Genomic DNA, 20,585 nt, shown 5'->3' on the forward strand with positions numbered 1-20,585 from the left:
TTGTGGAGCCTGTTGTGGAGCCTGCCCTGGAGCCGTCCGCGCGCCGGTTCACCGCCACCCGGCGCTACCGCGGGATCCTGCGGTTCCCGGTGGTCCGGCAGCTGATCAGGTTCTCCGGCGTCGGGGTGGTCTGCACGGCGGCGTCCCTGGCCCTGTACGCGGTCCTGCGGCCGTGGTTGGGGGCCCAGCTGGCCAACGCGGCGGCACTGGTGGTGACTTCCCTGCTGAACACGGCGTTGAACCGCCGGCTGACGTTCAAGATTGCGGGCCGGCAGCGCCAGGCCCGGGACCACCTCCACGGCCTGGTGGTGATCGCCGTGGCGCTGGTGATCACGGGCGGAAGCCTGGGCGTGCTGCATTGGGTCAATCCGGAGGCCACGGTGGGTGACGAGCTGACGGCGACCACGCTCTCAGGGTTCGTGGCCACCGCGGTCCGCTTCAGCCTGCTCCGGCACTGGATCTTCCGCCGCGCACGGCACCGCTAGCACTGCCGCCGGAGGCCCGCCCCGGCGAAGGCCCGGCGGGCGGCGAAGGCGCGGGCGGGAAACGCTCAGCGGGCGCCCAACGCCTTCACGCCGGCGACGGCGGCCCGGACGGCCAGGGCCGCTGCGTCCAGGTCGTCGCGGGTCACGGAGGAGTCGAAGCTGAACCGCACCGCGGTCTGGGCAACCCCGGCGGGGATGCCCAGGGCGGTGAGCACGGGCGAGGGCGCGTCCGAGCCGGCGGCGCAGGCCGAGCCGCTGGAGCACACAATCCCCTGCCGTTCCAGTTCCAGCAGGACGGCTTCGCCGCTGGTGCCCGGGAAGCAGAACGAGGCAACGGACGGCAAGCGCTCAGTGGGGTGGCCGGTGAGGATGGCGTCGGGCACGCCGGAGAGCACGGCGGCGATGAACCCGTCCCGCAGGGCGGCCACCCTCTGCCGCTGCTCGGCCTGCCGGCCGTGGGCCAGGGCCAAAGCCGTGGCCACGCCCACCGCCCCGGCCACGTTTTCGGTGCCCGACCGGCGGCCGCGCTCCTGGCCGCCGCCATGGACCAGCGGTTCCAGCCGAGTGCGGCTCCGGACGAACAGGAGCCCGCAGCCCTTGGGGGCGCCCAGTTTGTGGCCCGAGATGCTCAGGGCGTCCACACCCAGCGCGCGCACATCCAGCGGAAGCCAGCCGGCTGCCTGGACGGCATCGGTGTGGAACGGGATGCCGCGCGCGTGCGCCGCTTCCGCCAGCGCGGCGACCGGCTGCACGGTGCCCACCTCGTTGTTGGCGTACATGACGCTGACCAGGGCCGTCTCCGGCCGCAGCACCGCCGCGAGGGCGTCCGGCGTGACCAGCCCGGCGGCGTCCACGGGCACCAGGTCCACCGCGAAACCGTGGAAGCGTTCCAGGTAGCGGGCGGATTCCTCCACCGCGGGGTGTTCGATGGCGCTGATCACCACCCGGTCAAGCTCCGGCCGGGCGGCCTGCCGGGCAAGGGCGATCCCCTTGACGGCGAGGTTGTCCGCCTCCGTCCCGCCGGAGGTGAACACGATTTCCCCGGGCCGGCAGCCGAGGACAGCGGCCGCCGAAGCCCGGGCGGCTGCGAGCGCGGTGGCCGCCGCGTTGCCCAGCCCGTGGTGGCTGGACGGGTTGCCGAATTCGCCCGTGAGGAAGGGCCACATGGCGTCCAGTACCTCGCGGCGGACGGGGGTGGTGGCGGCGGCATCAAGGAAGATCACGGGTCAGCCCGCCGTCAGCTCGACATCCAGGCCGAGGTCCAGCGCGGCGACCGAGTGGGTGAGCGCACCGACGGAAATCACGTCCACGCCCGTGGCGGCGATGTCGCGGACAGTGCCGAGGTTGACGTTCCCGCTGGCCTCCACCCGGGCGCGTCCTGCCACCAGGGCTACTCCGGCCCGCAGTTCCTCCACCGTGAAGTTGTCCAGCATGATCGTGTCCACCCCGGCGGCGAGGACTGGTTCGATCTGGTCCATGCTGTCCACCTCCACTTCGAAGTGCGTGGTGTGGCCCAGCTGTGCCTTGGCGGCCCGCAGGAGCTCCGTCAGCAGGGCGGGGTCGCCGCCGGTCATCACCGCAAGGTGGTTGTCCTTGGCCAGGACGGCATCGGAGAGGCTGTACCGGTGGTTCATGCCCCCGCCGCAGCGGACGGCGAAACGCTCGAGGACCCGCAGGCCGGGGGTGGTCTTGCGGGTGTCGGTGATGCGCGCCGGTGTTCCCTCGGTCAGCCGGACGAACTCCGCGGTCTTCGTCGCGATCGCCGACATCCGCTGGACGAGGTTCAGGGCCACGCGTTCTGCCATCAGCACGGAGCGGGCGGCGCCGCTGACCCGCGCAAGGTGGGTGCCGGCGTCGAACCTTTTACCGTCCGCCACCAGCAGCTCGACGTCCGTGGCCGGGTCCACCAGCTGCATGGCATCACGGAACACGGTGGCCCCGCTGAGCACGCCCGGCACCCGGGCGTTCAGGACGGCGGTGGCCCGGGCCCCGGCCGGGATGAGCAGCTGCGAGGTGATGTCGCCGGAGGGCGCGTCCTCGGCGAACGCCCGTTCCAGGATCTCCCGGACGGGAGCCGCCGGCAGGGTGAGGTCCAGTGCCGGGCGGATAACGGCGGTTTCAGTCATGGAGGAGGCTCGCTTTCGGGCGCAGGGAGTACGTGTCGTCGGGTTCGGCAGGGGCGGCGGTTTCGTCGCTGCGGTAATGCGCGCCCAGGGAGTCCCGGCGTGCCAATGCTGCCGAGACCAGCAGCCGGGCGGCCAGGAGCAGGTTGCTGTCTTCATGGGCGGTCGGATCGGCGGACACGGGCACGTCGACAGGACGGACGACGGCGGCCCACCGGTCAAGCGTCCGGCCGGCCTGAGCCAACAAGTCACCAGAGCGCAGCACCCCGGCATGCGAAGTCATCAAGGAGCGAAGAGCCTGGCGGGAAAAGGGTTCCCCGGCCCCTACTCCCCCGCCGAAGCTGGCCGGAGGGCCCTCATTGCAGGCACCCAAGCCATCCGCCAAGCCCACTGATGCCGCACCCAAGGCGGATCGGCCAACGGCGCCTGCCGGTACCCCGGAAGCGTGCGTCAAGGGGAGGCCGCCCGCGGCCGAGACAGCACGCGGAGGGGTGCCGGCAGGCGCCACCCAGCCAGGACGGTCAGAGAGGAAAGCTTCAACAGCGCGGCGGCCGAAGACGAGGCCCTCAAGGAGGGAGTTGCTGGCCAGCCGGTTAGCCCCTTGGACCCCCGTGCACGCAGCCTCGCCGGCGGCATAGAGTCCGGGAACGGTGGTGCGGCCGGAGTGGTCGGTGGCGACCCCGCCCATCCAGTAGTGGGCGGCGGGTGCCACCGGGACCAGTTCACGGGTCCAGTCGATGCCGGCCTCGAGGGTCTTGCGGGTGAGGGTGGGGAACCGCCGGCGCAGGAAACCGCTGCCCTTGGCCTGTTCGATGACGCGGGCGTCCAGGTAGACGTGGCCGGTGGGGTCGCCCAGCTTGGCCAGGTGCAGGGCGATGCTGCGGGAGACGACGTCGCGGGGCGCGAGTTCGGCGTCGGGGTGGTAGGCCTTCATGAAGCGGCGGCCGCCGGCATCCACCAGGATGGCCCCCTCGCCGCGGACGGCTTCGGAAATCAGCAGCGGTCCGCCGAGGCGCGCCTGCTCCCCGGTCTCTGCAAGGCACGTGGGGTGGAACTGGAAGAACTCCAGGTCCGCGACTGCGGCTCCCGCCCGGACCGCGAGCGCCAGCCCGTCGGCGGTGGCCACGGCAGGGTTGGTGGTCTGGGCGAACAGCTGGCCGGCTCCCCCGGTGGCGAGCAGGACGGCGTCGGCATGGATGCTGCCGGGCCGGCCGGCACGGAGGTAGTCCACTCCGGTGACGGTTCCGGCGCTCATGCGCAGGGCCGTGGCGTGCGCTTCGGAGATGATCCCGAGCCGTCCGGCATCCCGCCGCGCGAGGACCGCCTGGATCAGGGCGGAGGCGACGCGGGCGCCGGTGGCGTCGCCGCCGGCGTGCAGGATCCGGGGGGCACTATGGGCCGCTTCAAGGCCCAGTGCCGGTCCGCCGTCGTGGTTTGTGCTGCCGTGGCCCGCGTCAAAGCTGACCCCGTAGCGCTGCAACCCGGCGATGTCGCCGGCCGCGGCGGTGCACATCAGCTCGACGGCAACCGCGTTGCAGTGCCCTGCGCCGGCCCGGAGCGTGTCCGCGACGTGCACGGCAACGGTATCGCCGGGGGCGGGTGTGCCAAGGACCGCCGAGATGCCGCCCTGCGCGTACCAGGTGTTGCTGTGTTCCAGCGCGCCCTTGGTCAGCAGCACCACGTCGGCACCGGCGTCCGTGGCCTGCAGCGCCGCGTACAGGCCGGCGATGCCGCTTCCGACGACGGCAAGCCGCCGTGGCGGCAGGGCGGCCCAAGCCTGCCGGGTCACTATGGCCTCGCTGCCAGCATGCGCTCAAGCGCCGTCCGGGCGTTAGCCTGCACGTCGTCGTCCACGGTGATGCGGTTGACCACGCGCCCGGCCCCCAGTTCCTCCAGCACCCAGGCAAGGTAGCCGGGGTGGATGCGGTACATCGTGGAGCAGGGGCAGATCACCGGGTCCAGGCAGAAGATGGTGTGCTGCGGGTACTCGGCGGCGAGCCGGTTCACCATGTTGATTTCGGTGCCGATGGCGAACGTCGTGGGCTCGGTGGCGGCGGCGATCGCCTTCTTGATGAAGTCGGTGGATCCGGCGGAATCGGCGGCATCCACCACCTCCATGGGGCACTCGGGGTGGACGATGACCTGCACTCCGGGGAAGTCGGCGCGGGCCTTCTCGATCTGCGCCACGCTGAAGCGCTTGTGCACGGAGCAGAAGCCATGCCAGAGGATGACGCGGGAGTCGAGCAGGACCTGTTCGTCGTTGCCGCCGAGGTCCTTGCGCGGGTTCCACATGGGCATCTGCTCCAGGGGCACCCCGAGCGCCTTGGCGGTGTTCCGGCCCAGGTGCTGGTCGGGGAAGAACAGCACGCGCTGCGCGCGCTGGAAGGCCCATTCCAGGACGGTCCTGGCGTTGGAGGAGGTGCAGACGATGCCGCCGTGTTCGCCGCAGAACGCCTTCAGCGCGGCCGAGGAGTTCATGTAGGTGACGGGGATGACCGGGACCCGGCCGTCGGTGTCGGGTTCGGTGCCGAAAATCTCCTCCAGTTGCTCCCAGCACTCTTCCACGGAATCTGCGTCCGCCATGTCGGCCATGGAGCAGCCGGCCGCAAGGTTGGGCAGGATGACTGCCTGTTCCGGGGTGGAGAGGATGTCGGCCGTCTCCGCCATGAAGTGGACGCCGCAGAACACAATCGCCTCCGCGTCGGGCCTGGTGAGCGCCGCGTTTGCCAGCTGGAACGAGTCGCCCACGAAGTCGGCGTGCTGGATGACCTCGTCCCGCTGGTAGAAGTGGCCCAGGATCACCGCCCGGTCGCCCAGGGTGGCCTTCGCCGCGCGGATACGCTGGGCGAGTTCAGCGTCGCTGGCGGACTTGTATTCCTCCGGCAGCTGGCCCTGGCGGGGGGTGGCTGCCGGGGCGGTGTCGGCGCTGGACGCGCCCGGGCCGTAGGCGGGGATGCCGGCGAGCGCTTCGGCCAGGTCGTAGTCCCACGGGCCCTTGGCGAGCGCGGGGCTGCAGGTGCTGCGGTCTGCGGCAGCGCCCTGTTCGGCCTGTTCGCGCGTGATCAGCTGGATCGCTGTGTTGACGCTGCTCATGGTGTGCTCCTGTTGTCGGGGTCGAGGCCGGGCCGGCCGGTGTAGCGGTAGAGGCGTGGCGGGCGGTGTTTTCCGCCCTGGAGGAATTCGCCGGTTTCTTCGATTTCCGGGGTGGCTTTGAGTTGCCGGCGGAAGTTGGCGGGGTCCAGTTCGCGGTCCAGGACGGCTTCGTAGACTTCGCGGACCTGGGCCAGGGTGAAGTACTCCCCCAGCAGGTGGTAGGCCACCGACCCGTAGGCCAGCTTGTTGCGCAGCCGCCACAGCGCGTAGTCGACGATGGCGTTGTGGTCGAAGGCCAGCTCGCCGAGGCGGTCGGCGCGGAACCACCGGACGTTTTCCGATTCGTCGGCGAGGGCGGCTTCCGTGGGCTGGACCAAGGCCCAGTACACGATCGACACCACCCGCTGTGTCGGTGAGCGGTGCAGGCCGCCGAAGGCGTAGAGCTGCTCGAGGTAGCTGGGGGCCAGTCCGGTGGTCTCGCGAAGGTTGCGGGCGGCAGCATCCTGGAGCGACTCGCTGTGGCTCAGGGGGCCGCCGGGCAGCGCCCACAGGCCCTTGAAAGGCTCCCTGATCCGCCGGACCAGTGGCAGCCACAGCGTGGGCCGCCCTGACGTGGCACTCGGCCGGAGGGCGAAGATCACGGTGGAGATCGCCAGCGACGGCGGCGCGGCCTGCCGCTCGGAAACATTTGCCGAGCTGTAGTACATCCGTTCCACCGCCTTCCGCCATTCCGACCGCCTCTCCAAGGGCAGCTTGCTTAGTTATGGTCATCCTGACCAAAACTAATAATACGTCCAGCCGGGGGCGAAGTGAAAATATTTCCCGGGCGCAAACCGAGGCTTCGCCGCCGGTCCCCCGCCGGCTGGTCCGCGGGGCGCCGCTGGAGGCGGTAAATTCAAGTGGTCCCACAAGGAACGCGCCCCGAACCAAGCCCCAAGAAGGTTGACCGCCCATGACGATGAAGTCTGCCCCTGCCACATCCTCCGGAACCCGCAACGCCAGTCCGGCCATGCACACCATGAAGCCGCGCCAGCTCACCATGATGGGGCTTGGCAGCGCCATCGGGGCGGGTCTTTTCCTGGGCTCCGGTGCGGGAGTCCAGGCCGCCGGCCCCGCGGTGCTGGTTTCCTACCTGGTGGCCGGAACGCTGATCATCCTGGTGATGTGGGCCCTGGGCGAAATGGCGGCGGCCAACCCGAACAGCGGCGCGTTTTCCGTTTACGCCGGCCGCGCCCTGGGCCGTACTGCCGGCGCCACCATCGGGTGGCTGTGGTGGCTTCAGCTGGTGGTGGTGATCGCCGCCGAGGCGCTGGGTGCCGCCGGTTTGCTGTTCTCGGTCTGGCCGGTGGTTCCGGTCTGGGCGCTGGCCCTGTTGTTCATGGTGGTGTTCACCGGCATCAACCTCACCGGGGTCCGCAACTTTGGCGAGTTCGAGTTCTGGTTCGCCATCCTCAAGGTGGCCGTCATTGTGCTGTTCCTTGCCATGGGCACCGCGCTGCTCCTTGGCCTGCTGCCCGCCGTCGCGTCCCCCGGCCTGGCGAACCTCACCGGCAACTTTGCGCCGCACGGGCTGGGCGGGGTTGCCGCGGCGCTGTTCGTGGTGATCTTCGCGTTCGGCGGCACGGAGATCGTTTCGGTGGCCGCGGCCGAGACCGAAAACCCCGAACGCAGCGTGGGCAAGGCCATCCGGACCGTGGTGTGGCGCATCCTGGTTTTCTACGTGGGCTCCGTCTTCGTCATCGCCGCCGTCCTGCCGGCAACGTCGCCGGGCCTTGCCTCGCCCTTCGCGGGCGTCCTCGACGCAGCCCGGATCCCCGGTGCCTCGGCAGCGATCACGCTGGTCGCCGTCGTCGCCCTTCTCTCGGCGCTGAACGCCAACCTCTACGGGGCTTCGCGCATGGTGCACTCCCTGGCGCAGCGGGGCGAGGCGCCGCGGGTCCTGACCCGGCTCAACGGCTCGGGCGTTCCCCTCCTTGCGGTGGTCGTGTCGGTGGCCTTCGGGTTCATCGCCACGGTGCTGGAGCTGTTGTTCCCGGAACGGATCCTGCCTGCGCTGTTCCAGCTGGTGGGCTCGACGTGCCTGGTGGTCTGGGGCAGCGCGCTGGTGTCCCAACTGGTCCTCCGCAAACGCGCTGACCGGGACGGGGTACGGCTGCCCCTGCGGATGAGGGGCTTTCCCGGCCTGACGTACCTGGGGCTTGCACTGCTCGGCCTTATTTTCGTTGTGGGCTTCAGCGCCGAGGGCAGCCGGGTGCAGCTTCTGGGCACTTTCGGGCTGGTTGCCGGGATCGCGCTGGCCTGCGCGGCGGGCGCCCGGGTTACCGCCGGACGGCGGCCTTCCGGCGGGTAGAGTGGTGGTGACTTGCGGGGGCAGGCTGTTGGCGGTCCCCGGCATGACAGACGCACGGAAGCGCCGGGTCCGCCTTGGCGCCGAACCTGATGAGGACTGAGAGCATGAGCGGCAGGCACACCGGACAGCAGCACCCGCACACCGTGGAAGGCACCGACCCGCAGATGTACGTCGCGGTCCATGAGCCGGCCAACGATGCCGGGCTCCGGCCGGTGCTGCTGCTGCACGGGTTCTCCTCGTCTGCGAAGCTCAACTGGGAAGACACCGGCTGGGTTTCGGCGCTGCTCGACGCCGGCCGCCGGGTGGTCACCGTGGATCTTCCGGGCCACGGCCGCAGCGGCGCACCCGAGGACATGGACTCCTATTCCCCCAGCAGGATCCGGGCGGACCTGCTCCAGGTGGCGTTCGACGCCGGGGCGCGGCCGCTGCACGACGGCGATCCTTCCAGCGGGCTGGATCTGGTGGGCTACTCGCTGGGTTCACGGCTGGCGTGGGAATTCGCCGCAACGCAGCCCGAGCTGGTCCACCGCCTGGTCCTGGGCGGGCCAAACACCTCGGACCCGCTGGCCGAGTTCGATCTCGTGGCCGCGCAGGACTACCTGGCGGACGGCACGCCCATTCAGGACGAATCCACGGCCCAGCTGCTCAAGATGGCGCTGCTGCTGCCCAGCAACAACATCTTCGCGCTGCTTTCCCTGGTGGAGGCCATCAAGGCCGAACCCTACGACCCCGCGGAAGCGGTCCCGCACGTGCCGGTGCTGCTGGTGGCCGGGGACAAGGACGAGCGGCTCGCCAGCCTGCCCAAGCTCGCAGAATTGGCCCGGGGCGCCGGATCCATGGCAGAACAGCTTGTCCTTCCGGGCCGCAACCACACCAATGCCATCACCAGCAGGGCGTTCAAGCAGGCCGCCATTTCCTTCCTGGCTGTCTGACCTGGCCGGGAGCGTGCGGTGTTCCGGCGGCAGCCTGGAGGGAGGGCCGGGAGGGAATCATGGCCACGCGTTTTGAGGACAGAACAGAGGCCGGGGAGCGCCTGGCAGCCGTGCTGGCGCAGTTCCGGGACCGGCCGGACGCCATAGTCCTGGGCCTGGCCCGCGGCGGGATCCCCGTGGCCGCCGCCGTCGCCAAGGCACTCGGCCTGCCCCTGGGTGCCATGCTGGTGGGGAAGCTGGGGATTCCCGGCCACGAGGAAACCGCCTACGGTGCCCTCGCCTGGACACGGGGCCGCGTGGTCAGGGTGGTGAACAAGCCACTGCTGGACCGCGTCCTGGAACACGGTGTGCGGCAGGAATGGCTCGCGGAAGTGGAAACCCGCGAACGTGCCGAACTGCTGCGCAGGGCCGGTCGCTATCCGGAAACCCGGCACGATGTTGCCGGCCGGACCGTGCTGCTGGTGGATGACGGCCTGGCCACGGGTGCCACCATGCGGGCCGCCGTCGAAGCCGCACGTTCGGGCGGCGCGGCCGCCGTCGTCGCTGCCGCCCCCGTGGCGTCCATCGACGCCGAAGCCTCGCTCGAGCGGGTGTGCGATGCCGTGTTCTGCCTCCACATGCCGGGCAAGTTCCGCGCCGTGGGCAGCTTCTACCGGCACTTCGGGCAGCTGACCGACGACGACGCAGTCGCCTTCCTCAATCCCTGACGGCGGCCGCAGCCCTGGGGTGGCCCGGACATGCTGCAGGCCCGGACCGCGGTCCGGGCCGGCAGCGAATGGCCCCCGTCAAGGGGCGGCGCGGTTAGTGGTGGGTGCTGACGCCGAGGGGGCGGCCCTTGGTTTCCTTGGCCAGGACCACGCCGATGGCGGAGATGACGCAGAGCGCCATGATGTAGATGCCGATGGAACCGGTCCACTTGGTGGACTGCAGCAGCGACTCCGCAATCGTTGCCGCGAAGGCGCCGCCCAGGATGGCACCGAACGCGTAGCCGATCGAGATGCCGGAGTACCTGACGTTGGCCGGGAACATCTCGGCGTACATGGCGGACATGGGTCCGTAGGACAGGCCGAGTCCGATGGTCAGGACGAACAGGGCAACGCCGTACAGCACGATGTCCTTCGTATCGATCAGGGCGAACATGGGAATCATCCACGCGAACACGATGGCGTAGCCCAGCAGGAAGGTCCGGACTCGGCCAATGCGGTCAGACAGCCAGCCACCCACCAGGGTGAACACCAGCCACCCGAAGGACGCCAGTGTGGTGGCCAGCAGGATTTGCGGGGTGGGCATCTTCAGCGTCTTGGTGGCATACGAGATGAAGAACGCAATCAGCAGGTAGCCCGCCGCGTTGTTGCCGATGAAGATCAGAGTGGAGTAAAGGACGGGCTTCTTGTAGTTGCGGACCAACTCGCCCAGGGGTGCCTTGCTTTCCTTCTTCCGCAGCGCCATTTCCTGGAAGACCGGGCTCTCCGCCACGGCGCGCCGGATCAGGAAGCCCACCACGATCAGGACAATGGACAGCAGGAACGGCACCCGCCAGCCCCAGGCGGCGAAGTCCTCCTTGGACATGCCGCTGTTGAGGAAGAACAACAGTCCCGTGGCGAGGATCATGCCGACCGGCACGCCGATCTGCGGGTAGGCGCCGAAGAGCCCGCGCCGGTTCAGCGGCGCATGTTCGACGGCCATCAGCGCGGCCCCGCCCCACTCGCCGCCGGCGGAGAAGCCCTGGATGATGCGCAGCAGGATGAGCAGGACCGGCGCCCAGGCGCCGATCTGGGCGTAGGTGGGCAGAACGCCGATCAGGGCCGTGGCAGCGCCCATCATCACCAGGGTGAAGACCAGCATGGCCTTGCGCCCCAGCCGGTCACCGAGGTGCCCCGCAATGACGGCTCCGAGGGGGCGGAAGAGGAAGCTGATGCCGATGAGGGCGAAGGACAGGATCTGCGCCAGTCCCGGGTTGGACTCGTTCAGCGGTGCCAGGAACAGCGGTGACAGCAGCGTCGCGGTCAGCTGGGCGAAGATGAAGAAGTCGTACCACTCGATGGTGGTGCCGACGAGGGTACCGGCGAGGACCTTGCGTTCCTCCCTGCGGCTGCTGGGGCCGGAGAGCGTATCCACCTTGGAAGGTGTGGTCATTGAAACTCCATTGTTCATTGGGCGGCGATGCGCCCGGACGCCTTCATGATTACCGACAGAACGGTCAGTTAGTTAGTAGGGTACTACGGAAATGTGATGCTGGACACGCATTCGCGGGAACTGGCCTGCAGGTGGACGGAGAGAGGTGCGAGTTCTATATTTGAATAGCCAGTTCGCATTGAGGACACTACCCTTCTGCAGTGCACAAAACAAGGGTCACGGGACAGTGGCCGCAGCCACCTAGGATGGAATCCATGACCCCTCCAGCCGCAGCCCGGGCGGGAGCCGAGCAGCAGCAGGCTTCCGCTTCGCCGTCCCAGACGCTCTCGCGCGGAATCCGCGCCCTCGAGATCCTGGCAGCGGCGCCGGGGCCGCTCACCATCGCCGAACTTGCGGACGCCATGGGCGTCCACCGCTCCGTCGCCTACCGGATCCTGCGGACCTTGGAGGACCATTCGCTCCTGGTGCGGGACGACGCGGGCAAGGTGCAGCCCGGACCCGGCCTGGCTGTCCTGGCCCGCGGGGTGTCCCGCAACCTCCAGAGCGCTGCCCTGCCTGAGCTCACGCACCTTGCCAACCTGCTGGACATGACGGCGTTCGTGGCGGTCTGGGACCACCACGACTGCATCACGCTGGTAACCGTCGAGCCCAGGCACTCCGGCGCAACCGTGGCCCAGCACCCCGGAACCCGGCATCCCATCAACGCCGGCGCTCCCGGGATCGCCATCCAGTCGGCCCTGTCCGAGGCCGAGTGGAACCGGCTGGACACGGGCATCGCGTACCGCCCCGAGGCGGCCGAGGCCCGAAGGACGGGGTACTCGGCCAGCCATGACGAAGTCATCGCCGGAGTGTCCTCCCTGGCGGCACCCGTGCGTGTTCCGGGCGGACGGCCGGCGGCCCTCGCCGTCGTCTACATCCGTTCCGCCCACGAACCGGAGGTCGTGGGTGCGGCGCTGGCCGAAAGCGCAGCGCGGATCGAGCGCCAGTTGGCGTAGCGCCGGCCCGCGAACCGCGGGCCAGGTGCGGGGCCGGGACTAAGGTGCCAGGGCGCGTGCGTTGGCTTCGGGGATGCGGGCGTCAGGTGCGGCGAAGGACGACGGCGGCTCCCCCGCCCAGCACTGCAAGGGCCCCTGCGGCGCAGGCCGGGACCAGGAACGCGGCGCCGTAGCCCTGGGCCTGGGCCAGCTGGCCGCCGATGGCTGAACCCACCGCGGTTCCGGCAACAATGCCGCTGGCCAGGCCGGTCATGACCGTGCCGAGCCGGCCCGCGGGGGCCAGGGTGCCGCCCACCGCGAAGACCGTGACCATGACCGGCCCCACCGGAATGCCCAGGAGCAGCAGGACCGCCGCCATGCCGGCAAGCGACGAGGGCAACAGCAGCAGGACCGCCAGGGCCGCCATTACCGCCGCACAGAGTATCCAGCGCAGGGGGAGGCCTGCGCGCCGGGGCCAGTAGGCCACCGACAGGGCTGCCACCGCGGAGCTCAGGCCCATCACGGCGTACAGCAGCCCGGCAATTTCGGCGCCCGCAAGGCCTGCCGAGAAGGCGCTCAACGCGGCCTGCGTGGAGCCGAAGAACGTGCCCATGCACACCATCGCGGCGACGGGCACGGCCACAGTCCAGGGCATCCTGCCTGCGGTTCCGGTGCGGCGCCCCTGGCCGGCCGCCGGCCGCCGAGCCGCCGGCTTGGCACGGTGTGTGGGGTGCACGGCACGGTGTGTGGGGTGCACGGCAAAGGCGGGAACCAGCGTCATGGTCATCGCTGCCGCAAGGGCCAGGGGCAGCCAGGGCGCAACCCCGCTGGCAAGGACGCCCACCAGTGCCGGGCCGAGCACGAAGGTCACCTCGTCCGCGGTGCTCTCATAGGACAGCGCGGTGTCCAGGTCACGGGCTGCGCCGGCGCAAGCTCCGGGGGCTGCGCTGGCGGTCAGGGCCATCCAGCGGACGCGGGCCAGCGGGCCGACCTGCGGGCAGCTGGCGCCGGCGGCGAAGGCTGCCGCCAGTACCGCCAGCGGGAAGTTGTCGCCCCGTCCCACAGCGGCTGCGGCGAGGATCAGGAGCACCACCGCCACGGTGTTCAGGACTGCGGCCAGCAGCAGCACCGGGCGCTGGCCCCGGCGGTCGGCCAGGAATCCCAGGACGGGCGCACCCACTGCCGACCCGATGCCCACGGCGCCTGCCGCTGCCCCGCCGGTGGCGAAGGAGCTGCTGGCGGCCGTAACGAGGGTCAGGGTGCCCATGGTCAGCATGGCCAGCGGCAGCCGGGCAAAGAGTCCCAGCGGCAGGAAACCGCGGCCGGCCAGAAGGGGAAGCCGTGCAAAGCGCCTATCCCGTGCCGCGACCCGCGGGCGTGGGGTGCCGGCTTCCCTGGCAGCTGATGGGGATGTTTGAGGTGTCAATTCCGGGCTCGTTCAGTCAGTGCGCATCGTCCCTCCTCCCGATGCGCGCAACCCGGTAACGGTCCCAAGTATATCGGCCGCCGGAGACGAGCCGGGCCCGTCAGAGGACGGCGTCCGCGCTTTCCGAGATCCTGAGCGTGGACCCGTCGCGGCCCTTGAGCACCTGCAGCTGCGTGCTGATCCGCTGCTTCATCTCGGCAACATGGCTGACCAGGCCCACCACCCTGCCGCCGTCGCGGAGGCCTTCAAGGGCGTCCATGACCTGTTCCAGGGATTGCTCGTCGAGGCTGCCGAACCCCTCGTCCACGAACAGGGTTTCGATCTCCACGCCTCCGGATTCCTGCTGCACCACGTCAGCGAGGCCCAGGGCGAGGGACAGCGATGCCATGAAGGATTCGCCGCCGGAGAGGGTGGAGGTGTCCCGGTGGTGGCCCGTCCATTGGTCCACCACCTCCAGGCCCAGTCCCGATTTGGCCCCGCGGGCTGCCTTGGCGTCGGTGTGCTGCAGGAGGTACCGGCCGTCGCTCATGGCCACAAGGCGCTCGGAGGCGGCAATCGCCACCTGCTCCAGCCGGGCCGCCAGGACATAGCTGTTCAGGCTCATCCGGTAGGTGTTCTCGCCTCTGCCGGCGGCGGCGTCCGCCAGCGAGGCGAGCATCCGGGCACGCTCCGCCGGTTCCCTGGCGGAACCTGCGAGTACATCGTACTCGCCGGCGATGGAGGCCAGGGAGGCCACGCAGCGACGCGCGAGTCCGGCGGCGAGATCGGCGGCGCGGGCCTCCTGCTGGGCGGCGTCCGCCTCGCGGCGCAGGGCTGAGAGCCGATCGCCGTCCACCACGAAGCCGCCGGCTGCTTCCTCCTGGGCCAGCAGGACGTCCCGCGACGCGAACAGTTCGGCAACGCGCGCGGCCTCGTCCTGGGCCGCACGTATGCCGGACTCCAGCGCAGCCACCTCCTGTGCGGCCAGAAGCTGGCTGCGGACTTCACCGGCGGTGGCGAACCCGGCTCCGGGAAGTGCCTGTTCCAGCTGTTCCTGCGCGTCAGCAGCCTGGCTCCGCGCTGCCCCGAGGCGTTCCTGGGCCAGGACCGCCTGGTCCAGGGCGGCGACGGCGGCTTCAAGTGACCGCAGCCGCCGGGCCAGGCTGGGGTGGCTCCCCCGGAGGACCGCGAGCGCCCGGTCCAGCGACTCGTCCTGTTCGGCAAGGTCGGCGAGCAGGCCCGACGCCTGGGCAAGCCCTGCCTCGGCCCCGGACAGCTCTTCCTTGTTTGCGGTGATGTCCGCGTCGAGTGTCTCCAGCCGCCGGCGTGCGCCAAGGAGTTCCTCGGCAGCCTGCTCGGCATCGGCTGCGGCCGACAACGCATGCCCCGCTGCGGCACGTGCTTCCTCTTCCGGGGTTTCCCCGCCCTGCCCGGCGAGGACGGCCACCAGTTGCCCGGCCTCCCCCAGCTCGGCAGCGACCGCAGCGTGGGCTGCCTCTGCCTGCTCATACTCAGCGTGCGCGGCTTCCTCGTCCTGGGCCAGGCCCGGTCCCCCGCCTCCCGCAGCGGCGGGCTGGGGGTGCTCTTCGCTGCCACACACCGGGCACGGGCCGCCCGGGGCCAGTTGTGCGGCCAGTTCGGAGGCTGCGTTGGCCAGGCGCTCTTCCCGCAGGTCCAGCCAGCGGCGCTTCGCTTCCAGCAGGGTTTCCCGCGAGTCGTCGTGGCGCAGCTTGATCCGGTCCCTGGCCTGGCAGGCCGTGCGGTAACGGCGGACGACGTCCAGCAGTTCCTGCGCGGCACCGGCTTCCTTGCGGCGCAAGGCAGCCTCGCCGGCACGCGCCTCCAGCTGGTGCATGCCCGACGCCAGAAGTCCGCGTTCGGACAGAAGCTGCCCGGCGCGGGCCTCCAGCGTCCCAACGGCGGCATGGAGCGCGGCCTGCCGGTCCAGCAGGCTGCCGCGCCGTTTCCGCAGGGACAGCAGCCTCTCCTCGTCAGGGAGCCGGGCCTCGACGACGGCCAGCAGCGATCGAAGGCGGCCCAATTCCTCTGCCGCAGCGGCCGCATGATGATCCGCGGCGGAGGCAGCCGGAGCATCATCCGCCGCCGGCAGCTGGAGCTGTGCCAGTTCCCCGTCCTCGTCCGCGGCCAGGCGGAGCAGGGTCAGGGCGGACTCGGCGGCGCGCTCGGAGCTGCGGACCTTTGCGGCCGCTGCGTCCACGGCCTGCACCTGGCCCACCAGGACCTCGGCCCGCCGGTGCCGGCCGAGCCGCACAACGAGCTCCTCCAGGTGTGGTTCTGCGTCCGCCACCGCTGCCTTGCGCGCGGCCGCCGCGGCCAGCTTGGCGTGCCGCTCATGCCGCGCGGCTTCCGCGTCGGCGGCCTCCCGGCGTTCCCGGCTACCGGCCTCCGCCGTCTCCGCCAGGGCGCCACGTTCCCGCAGCCGCGCGGCAACGGCTCCCTGGAGCCACGCCAGCCTTCCCGGGATGTCCTCCACCGGCGGGGCTCCGGCGTCATCGAGCTCCAGCTGCGCGGCTTCTGCCTCGGCGCGGGAGCCGAGCAGCCCGAGCTGCGCGGCCAGGGCAGCGACATCCTCGCGCGCGGCGGCCGCCTGCCGGGACAGCTCCTGTTCCAGGGCCTCAAAGCGATGCGTGCCGAAGAGCTTTTGCAGCAGGTCCAGCCGGTCGGCGGCCTTGGAGCGGAGGAAGGCCGCGAAGTCACCCTGCGGCAGCATCACAACCCGGGTGAACTGGTCCCGGTCCATCCCCAGCAGGGCCATGATCTCGGCCCCCGCCTCGTCATTGCGGGCTGACTTCTCCACCCAGGCCCCGCCTACGCGCTCGCGCAGCAGCGTCTTGGCCTGCTGGAGGGTGAAGCCATTCTTGCCTCGGGCGCTCGGCTTTTCCCAGGCCGGCGAACGGGTCACTTCGAAACGGCGGCCCTGGGCGGAGAACTCGCACGTCACGGCAGGTTCCTGGGCAGGTTCGGCGTGGTCGCTGCGCAGCCGTTTGCCGTCCTGGCGAGCCCCGGGAACGGATCCGTACAGGGCAAAGCAGATGGCATCCAGCACGCTGGTCTTGCCGGCACCGGTGGGACCGTTAAGCAGGAACAGGCCGTGGGCGCTGAGCCGGTCGAAGTCCACGTCCTCCGTGCCCGCGAACGGACCGAACCCGGAGATTTTCAGGTGGTGGATCCTCACCGCGAGACCTCCAGGAGCCGGACGTTTTCCAGTGCGGCGGCGAGCGCGGCCTTCTCGGCGTCATCGGGAACCCGCCCCCGCACGTGTTCCAGGAACCCGCAGCAAACAGCGAGGTCGTCCGGCGCCTCCGCAAGCCGGCTGCTGTACGACGCCTGTTTGCTGGCCCCGGATCCCTGCGGATCGAAGGCGAGGACCAGGGTGTCGGGGAAGCGGGAGCGCAGCTGCTCCATGGCGCGGGGAGGGCGCTGGGCGTCCGTCAGGGTGACCTGGCACCAGGCGGTCTCCGCCCAGGCATGTTCCGGTGCTTCCAGGAGTTCGGACAGCCGCCCGCGCAGGACGGCCAGGGCGCGCGGAGCTTCCCACTGGACTTCCTCCACGGCGGTCACCCCATCGGCGCCGATGTCCACGAGCCAGGCGCCTTTCCGGTGCGCCGCTTCGGAAAAGGAGTACGCCAGCGGCGATCCGGAATACCTGACCCGGTCGGAGAGGGTTTGCCGGCCATGCAGGTGGCCCAGCGCGGCATAGCTGAACCCGTCAAAGAGGTCCAGCGGCACGGCGCCCACGCCCCCGATGCTGAGGTCGCGTTCGCTGTCCGAGCTGATTCCCCCGCTGGCGAACGTATGGGCCAGGACCACGGAATGGACGCTTGCAGAGCCGGAGCGGCGGCCGATGTCTTCCCGGATCAGGGCTGTTGCCGCGCGCGTGACCTCGAAGTGGCTGGCTGTCTCCACACCCAAATGCTCCGCAGTGAGCCGGGGTGCAAGCCAGGGAATGCCATAGATGGCCACGACAGCCTCCCGGCCGGCGGCATCCGGCCCAAGGGGCAGCAGCAGCGGCTGGTCGAGCTCCTCCACCCGCGTCCGGAGGTGCACTCCCCCGCGTTCGAGCAGGCGGGAGGCGAAACCCAGGCGGATGGCGGAGTCGTGGTTGCCGCTGGTGAGGACCACCTTTGCCCCTGCCGAGGTCAGGCGCACGAGGGCGTCGTCGAGCAGGTGGACCACGTCCACCCCGGGCAGCGCACGGTCGTAGACGTCTCCGGCGATCAGGACGACGTCCACATGGTGCCGGCCCACGGCCGCGACCAGCTGGTCAACGAAACCGCGTTGGGCCTCCAGCATTCCGACGCCATGGAAGGAACGGCCAAGGTGCCAGTCCGATGTGTGAAGTAACCGCATGTTCCTAAGCTATCGGCAGCCACTGACAGTACCCGTATCGGCCCACCGGCACCGTGCCGGCCCCGTGGACCGTCAGGACCGTTTGCCCTCGAAAAACTCCTGCGCCTCGCTCATGCCGGCGGCCTTGTCCCGGACTGTGCCCGCACGCGGGGCGGGCACGGCTGCGTCCGGTTCCAGCCCGTCGTCGTCCACGTCATCCCCAACCCTTGCGTCACCGTCGCCGGCCTTGTCGTCGTCCATATTTGCATCCCGGGTGTCAGGCCGGGCTTCCTCCGCCGGAGCTGCCGCGGCCGCGGTTCCGGCGCCGCGGAACACCAACCCGGCGATGGCGGCGCCGACCAGGGGTGCGGCCAGGAAGACCCACAGCTGCCCTGCCGCCCAGCCGGAGCTGAAGACCGCGGAAGCCACGGCGCGGGCAGGATTGAACGGCAGGTTGCCCACGGACTGGCCCAGCTGCAGGAGCGCCGCGAAGGAGAGGCCGACGGCGAACGGTGCCACGGTGCCACCGCCGTTGTCACGTCCGGCGGCGCCCAGGAAGACGGCCACGATGATTGCTGCGCCCAGGACCTCAAGGAGCAGCACCGCGGCCATCGGCGCCTGGATGATGGAGTGCTCGCCGAATCCCGCTGCCACCGTATCGAAGGCGGTCCGGCTGTCCTGGATGCCCGGCAGTGTGCTCAGGATCCCGAACAGGGCCAGGGCTCCCAGCAGGGCACCGGCCACCTGTGCCAGGACGTAGGCAGCCGCGGCGCCCGGGCGGATCCTCCCCGCCAGGAGGTGTCCCACGGTGATGGCCGGGTTGAAGTGGCCGCCGGAGAGGTGCCCGAAGGCCAGCATCGCGGCTGTCACGGCAAGGCCCGCGGCCAGGGCGGCCGGCACCGGGCTGGACTGCGGGATGCTGAACAGCGGCACGCCAAGTCCGGCCACCGCCAGGAAGAGGCTGCCAAACGCCTCGGCCCACAGCCGGGGCAGCAGCGCGGTCTGCGCGTCAGCCGGAGCGGCGGGCTCCTGTGCGTCACGGCCGGGAACATGGGTGCTCATGGTGGAACCTTCAGTCGATGGGGTCTTGGGGCTGCCGCCGGGCAACCCGAGCAGTATTCCAGTCCAGTCTGTGCGTTTGCTGGACAGTTCCCGGTGGGGCAGGTGCTCCTGTTGCCGGCAGGGGCGTGCCGCACGGTCGTCCGCCGCGGAAGCCGGCGTACAGCCACGGTAAATTTACTGCATGAGTACCGAACCCGGCGTCCCCGCCCCCACCCTGAAGTCCCGCATCCATGGCTGCCTGCTCGGCGGGGCGCTGGGGGACGCGGCGGGTTACGCCGTGCAGCGTGAACTCGACGGCCCCGGCCGGTTCACCGACGACACCCAGCTGACCCTGTACACCGTGGACGGCCTGGTGGAGGCTCTGGAGTGGGCCAATGCGGGGGTGGGGGCCGACGTCAATGCGTGCCTGTGGCTGGCATACCTGCGCTGGCTCGCCGGCCAGGGCGGGGACGCCGGCCCTTCCGCGCCCGTCCCCCAGCCCCGCTGGATCGATGGCAACGAGGTCCTGCGCGAGCGCCGGGATCCTGAACCGGACTGCATCTCCGGGCTCGCCACCGGCGAGATGGGCACCGCGGCGCGTCCCGTCAACCCGACGTCGAAGGGCCGCGGGACGGTCATGCGGTCGGCGCCCTTTGGCCTGGTGCCGCATATTGCGCCCGACGCCGTCTATAAGTTGAGTGCCGACGCCGCCGCCCTGACGCACGGGCATCCGTCGGCACGCCAAAGCGCGGGCATCTTCAGCCTCCTGATCCACCGGCTGGTGTCCGGCGAGGACGTGCGGGCCGCGGCCGCCGCCGTCACGGCGCACGCCGCGGCCCTCCCCGACGCGTCTCCGGAGCTGCCGCAACGGCTGGAGGCCGCCCTCAGGCTGGCGGACACGGCCGGAGCCGGGGCGGAAGGCCTGGTGGAGGCACTTGGCGGGGGCGAGGCAGCGGAGGAAGCCCTCGCCGTCGCGCTCTACTCCGTCCTTGCCACCCTCCCGCGCGACGGCGGTGAAGCGGAGCCGTCCCGGCACTTCAGCGATGCGGTGGCCCTGGCAGTGGGCCACGGCGGCGGCCAGGACACCGCCGGCGCCTTGGCAGGCAACATCCTCGGGGCCAGGTACGGGGAGGACTGCCTCCCTGGCCAGTGGCTGCAGGCCCTCGAGGGGGCCGACGTGGTCCGCGGCATGGCCGACCAGCTGGTGGGGGTCACAAGCGCCGAAGGCTGATGTCGTTGCATGCCTCGCAGACGTCGTCCGGGATGAGCCCGCGCCGCTGCAGGAACCCGAAGATGGCGCACCCGAGGCAGAAGCCGGCGAAGGCTTCCAGCGACGCCGCGGCCACCAGGATTCCCAGGAGCGTCCAGGCCGCCGGTGCGGCCCCCGCGGCCAGGAGCAGCAGGGCGGCGGTGGACACCGCGGCGCCGATCCCCTGGGCAAAGCGCTTGGGCGGCCCGGGCACCAGCTTCACCTTGCCCAGGCGCGGTGTGATGATCTTCACGGACAGCAGGGCCAGCGGGGAAATCCGAGGGCCGAACAGCACACGCAGCCAGAAGCCGACGGCGATGGCCAACAGGCCCCACACCGAACCCGCGGCGGCGGTGACGGCGGCGAGCAGCACGACGAGCCCGGCCGTCACGCGCGCGGCATACTCATTGACGGGATTCGGAAACGCGAACAGGGTGCCCATCAGGC

Annotated in this window: 17 protein-coding genes; 6 read left to right on the forward strand and 11 right to left on the reverse strand. The window is 70.6% G+C overall.

Annotated elements, in window-relative coordinates:
- The first annotated feature begins 2 nt into the window (after nt 1-2).
- Nucleotides 3-485: a GtrA family protein gene (locus ACYSM9_RS10405; RefSeq protein WP_461856873.1), complete on the forward strand. Its 483-nt coding sequence runs from the start codon at nt 3-5 to the stop codon at nt 483-485.
- A 65-nt stretch (nt 486-550) separates the two neighbouring features.
- On the opposite strand, the gene ACYSM9_RS10410 is transcribed toward ACYSM9_RS10405, so the two are convergent.
- The 5 genes from ACYSM9_RS10410 to ACYSM9_RS10430 are packed head-to-tail and all read right to left on the reverse strand — an operon-like array spanning nt 551 to nt 6,408.
- Entirely contained in the window at nt 551-1,708 is a 1,158-nt protein-coding gene (locus ACYSM9_RS10410) for a cysteine desulfurase family protein (RefSeq protein ID WP_461856874.1), read from the reverse strand.
- A gap of 3 nt (nt 1,709-1,711) precedes the next feature.
- On the reverse strand, nt 1,712-2,611 hold the full coding sequence (gene nadC / locus ACYSM9_RS10415; RefSeq protein WP_461856875.1) for a carboxylating nicotinate-nucleotide diphosphorylase: 900 nt from the start codon (nt 2,609-2,611) through the stop codon (nt 1,712-1,714).
- Nucleotides 2,604-4,400, reverse strand: coding sequence for an L-aspartate oxidase (locus ACYSM9_RS10420; RefSeq protein ID WP_461856902.1), 1,797 nt, complete (start codon nt 4,398-4,400; stop codon nt 2,604-2,606). The genes nadC and ACYSM9_RS10420 overlap by 8 nt, the downstream gene beginning before the upstream one ends.
- Nucleotides 4,397-5,701 carry a quinolinate synthase NadA gene (nadA, locus tag ACYSM9_RS10425; RefSeq protein WP_461856876.1) on the reverse strand — a complete coding sequence of 435 codons (1,305 nt, stop codon included), beginning with the start codon at nt 5,699-5,701 and terminating at the stop codon, nt 4,397-4,399. The genes ACYSM9_RS10420 and nadA overlap by 4 nt, the downstream gene beginning before the upstream one ends.
- Entirely contained in the window at nt 5,698-6,408 is a 711-nt protein-coding gene (locus tag ACYSM9_RS10430; protein ID WP_461856903.1) for an NUDIX hydrolase, read from the reverse strand. Before ACYSM9_RS10430 ends, nadA begins: the two co-directional genes overlap by 4 nt.
- 245 nt (nt 6,409-6,653) lie before the next feature.
- Between ACYSM9_RS10430 and ACYSM9_RS10435 the strand changes: the two genes are divergently transcribed.
- From ACYSM9_RS10435 to ACYSM9_RS10445, 3 genes are all read left to right on the forward strand, one after another.
- Entirely contained in the window at nt 6,654-8,051 is a 1,398-nt protein-coding gene (locus ACYSM9_RS10435) for an amino acid permease (protein WP_461856877.1), read from the forward strand.
- 104 nt (nt 8,052-8,155) lie between these two features.
- The gene (locus tag ACYSM9_RS10440; RefSeq protein WP_461856878.1) at nt 8,156-8,983 is read left to right on the forward strand and encodes an alpha/beta fold hydrolase; all 828 of its coding nucleotides are present in this window, start codon (nt 8,156-8,158) and stop codon (nt 8,981-8,983) included.
- Nucleotides 8,984-9,042: 59 nt separating this feature from the next.
- Complete coding sequence (locus ACYSM9_RS10445; protein WP_461856879.1) at nt 9,043-9,690, forward strand: phosphoribosyltransferase; 648 nt, start codon at nt 9,043-9,045, stop codon at nt 9,688-9,690.
- Nucleotides 9,691-9,784: 94 nt separating this feature from the next.
- On the opposite strand, the gene ACYSM9_RS10450 is transcribed toward ACYSM9_RS10445, so the two are convergent.
- On the reverse strand, nt 9,785-11,119 hold the full coding sequence (locus tag ACYSM9_RS10450) for an MFS transporter (protein ID WP_461856880.1): 1,335 nt from the start codon (nt 11,117-11,119) through the stop codon (nt 9,785-9,787).
- A 254-nt stretch (nt 11,120-11,373) separates the two neighbouring features.
- Here ACYSM9_RS10450 and ACYSM9_RS10455 point away from each other — a divergent pair, with 254 nt between their 5' ends.
- Complete coding sequence (locus ACYSM9_RS10455) at nt 11,374-12,114, forward strand: IclR family transcriptional regulator (RefSeq protein WP_461856881.1); 741 nt, start codon at nt 11,374-11,376, stop codon at nt 12,112-12,114.
- A gap of 82 nt (nt 12,115-12,196) precedes the next feature.
- Here the strand turns inward: ACYSM9_RS10455 and ACYSM9_RS10460 are convergent, their stop codons facing one another.
- From ACYSM9_RS10460 to ACYSM9_RS10475, 4 genes are all read right to left on the reverse strand, one after another.
- Nucleotides 12,197-13,519 carry an MFS transporter gene (locus ACYSM9_RS10460; RefSeq protein WP_461856882.1) on the reverse strand — a complete coding sequence of 441 codons (1,323 nt, stop codon included), beginning with the start codon at nt 13,517-13,519 and terminating at the stop codon, nt 12,197-12,199.
- Between the two features lie 100 nt (nt 13,520-13,619).
- Nucleotides 13,620-16,694, reverse strand: a complete 3,075-nt coding sequence (locus ACYSM9_RS10465; RefSeq protein ID WP_461856883.1) for an AAA family ATPase — start codon at nt 16,692-16,694, stop codon at nt 13,620-13,622.
- Nucleotides 16,691-17,869 (reverse strand): exonuclease SbcCD subunit D, encoded by a 1,179-nt coding sequence (locus tag ACYSM9_RS10470; RefSeq protein WP_461856884.1) that lies wholly within the window; start codon nt 17,867-17,869, stop codon nt 16,691-16,693. Before ACYSM9_RS10470 ends, ACYSM9_RS10465 begins: the two co-directional genes overlap by 4 nt.
- A 72-nt stretch (nt 17,870-17,941) precedes the next feature.
- Nucleotides 17,942-18,910 carry an MIP/aquaporin family protein gene (locus ACYSM9_RS10475; RefSeq protein WP_461856885.1) on the reverse strand — a complete coding sequence of 323 codons (969 nt, stop codon included), beginning with the start codon at nt 18,908-18,910 and terminating at the stop codon, nt 17,942-17,944.
- A gap of 181 nt (nt 18,911-19,091) precedes the next feature.
- Between ACYSM9_RS10475 and ACYSM9_RS10480 the strand changes: the two genes are divergently transcribed.
- Nucleotides 19,092-20,120 (forward strand): ADP-ribosylglycohydrolase family protein, encoded by a 1,029-nt coding sequence (locus tag ACYSM9_RS10480; RefSeq protein WP_461856886.1) that lies wholly within the window; start codon nt 19,092-19,094, stop codon nt 20,118-20,120.
- Here the strand turns inward: ACYSM9_RS10480 and ACYSM9_RS10485 are convergent.
- Entirely contained in the window at nt 20,101-20,580 is a 480-nt protein-coding gene (locus ACYSM9_RS10485) for a DUF4395 domain-containing protein (protein ID WP_461856887.1), read from the reverse strand. The two genes, ACYSM9_RS10480 and ACYSM9_RS10485, sit on opposite strands and share 20 nt — an antisense overlap.
- Between the last annotated feature and the right edge of the window lie 5 nt (nt 20,581-20,585).

It is taken from the genome of Arthrobacter sp. C152 (assembly GCF_054890965.1).